Source organism: Peristeroidobacter agariperforans, from assembly GCF_004138335.1.
Classification (GTDB): domain Bacteria; phylum Pseudomonadota; class Gammaproteobacteria; order Steroidobacterales; family Steroidobacteraceae; genus Steroidobacter; species Steroidobacter agariperforans.
This window is the reverse complement of sequence record NZ_RYFW01000013.1, coordinates 1-2,253: the sequence shown is the minus strand read 5'-3', so window position 1 is coordinate 2,253 and position 2,253 is coordinate 1. Positions and strand designations below refer to the sequence as shown.

2 protein-coding genes are annotated in these 2,253 nt (G+C 58.9%); both read right to left on the bottom strand.

Annotation, left to right across the window (positions count from 1 at the left end; genetic code table 11):
* Positions 1-66: 66 nt before the first annotated feature.
* Positions 67-852 carry an IS21-like element helper ATPase IstB gene (gene istB / locus EK373_RS32930; protein WP_129649615.1) on the bottom strand — a complete coding sequence of 262 codons (786 nt, stop codon included), beginning with the start codon at positions 850-852 and terminating at the stop codon, positions 67-69.
* Positions 849-2,253, bottom strand: a 1,405-nt coding sequence (istA, locus tag EK373_RS32925) for an IS21 family transposase (RefSeq protein WP_232831461.1), incomplete at its 5' end; no start/stop codon positions are given. The genes istB and istA, both read right to left, overlap by 4 nt.

Below are 2,253 nucleotides of genomic sequence, written 5' to 3'. Positions count from 1 at the left end.
TGTCAACGGTCATTCAAATTTCCCCATCTGCGGTCATTGAGAATTCCTCACCCACCCGCCCGGTCCTCAGTTAATCGTGGTGGTGGGTTCCTCTGAGCGAATCAACCCGGCCTTGAGCTTCTCCTTCAGCCGGTAGGAGTTGCCGCGGATGTTCAGAGTGATCGCGTGATGAAGCACCCGATCCAGGATGGCGGTGGCGATGACGCGATCGCCGAACACTTCACCCCATGAACCGAAGCTTTGGTTGCTGGTCAGAATCATCGGACCTCTCTCGTATCGTCGACTGATCAGCTGAAAGAACAGATTGGCGCCACCGCGATCGATGGGCAGATAGCCGATCTCATCGATGATGAGCAACCGCGGCACGGTGTAGTGCTTGAGTTTCTCCTCGAGACGACCTTCACTGAGAGCTCGTGTCAGCACGGCGATCATGTTCGCCGCGGTCGTGAAGAACACGCGATAGCCTGCTTCGATCGCCTTCATGCCTAGCCCGACAGCCAGGTGAGTTTTGCCGACGCCGGGCGGACCGAGAATCACGACGTTCTCGCCATGCTCGATGAAGTGACAGGTGGCGAGCTGCTGAATCTGCTTCTTGTCGATCGAGGGCTGATAACCGAACTCGAACACCTCCAGCCCCTTCACAAACGGGAAGCGCGCCAAGTTCGTACGCATCGTGATGTTCTTGGCGGTCTTTGCGGCGACTTCTTCGGTGAGCAAACGATCCAGGAAGTCCGCGTACGGAATCTCCTGGCTTGAGGCTTCCTGCAGCAAGGCCTCGATGCGCTCTCGAGACTTGACCAGTCGCAACCGGGAACACTGTTCTTGCAATCTCTCAAGCTGTGCGGCGTTCATACGGTGATCTCCACGGGGACGGAGTCGACGAGTTGCTCGTAAAGGGACAGGTCACGAACCTCCACTTCGTTGTGATATGGCACCGCATCCACGGCGCCGGCGAGCCCGAATCGATGCCGAGCGTTACGAGCAATCGCGCCAGGGCCGTGCTCGGGCAGAATGCGAAGCTGATACTGCCCCTCAAGCATCGGGTGCTCGGCGACACACCGGTCTCGGTGGTAAATCGTGAGCTGTCCTTCGCGAGCTTGTAACTCCACCGTCTGCCCGATGAGCTGGAAGGGCACCGAGTAGCGATTGGTGCGGAAGCTGACGAGATAGTCGCTGGCGACGATCCGGCTGCGTCGGCCTTCCTGTGCGAAGGATCGCTGACTCGCCGTCGGTACGAGGCTCGGCTGTTCCGCGACAAAGCGATCGATCGGACGCTCATGCGTCGTGCCATGGATGCGCACATCGGCGATCGTGGCGTTCCAGTCACGCAGTTGTTCAGTGAGATCGACGATGTCGACGAACTCACGTCCAGGCAGAAAGTTGTGCTTGATGTACTTCACGCCGGACTCAACCTTGCCCTTCGTCTGAGCACGATAAGGCCGGCAGCGTCGGGGCTCGAAGCCCCAGTACTCAGCGAAACTCTTGAACGTCGGGTTCCACACCACACGACCGTCGCCATCGGGATAGCATACGCAGCGGGTTCGATCGTAAAGATGTTCGCGAGTGTGCCCGCCGAAGTGCTCGAAGGCACGCTCGTGCGCATCGAGAAACTGAGCCATACGCTCATCGGCGGATGGCCAATAGAAACCTCGGCGAGAATATCCGAGCGTCAGAACGAAGAAGTGGACGGTGCGCCGGCCGCTTCGGAACGGCACCTGAGTCTGGCCCCAGTCGATCTGGCTCTGTTGGCCAGGCGGCGTCTCAAATCGTGTCTGAGTGGCTTCCGCTGCTAACTGCAGTTCTCGCAGAGGCGCCACAAAACGCTTCACTGTCTCGTAGCTACCACGATAGCCGCGCAGACGCCGCAGCTCCTGGAAGAGAATCTGCGCGGAATACTGAACTTGCGGGGCTCGCTCACGCAGAAAATCTGCGTGGGCAGTGAGCAACGTCTCTTCCTTTGCAGCGCGTTGATAAGGCTTCCACTGGGTACGCACCCAGCGTCGCACTGTCTTGCGGTCCATGCCCAAGCGCCGGGCGATCTGTGCGATCGCCATCTTCTCGTCGAAAAACATCCGACGAATCTGGTCCCAGCGTTCTTGGCCCACCATAACAGCCTCCACCTCGCTCTTGCTCGGTGGCGCCATGGTCTGCCCGTCGATGACATCGTCCAACATCGGATGACCCTCCGGCCAGAACAGGAGGGTGAGGAATTTTAAGTGACCGTAGCTGGGGAGTTTTGCGTGACCGATGACA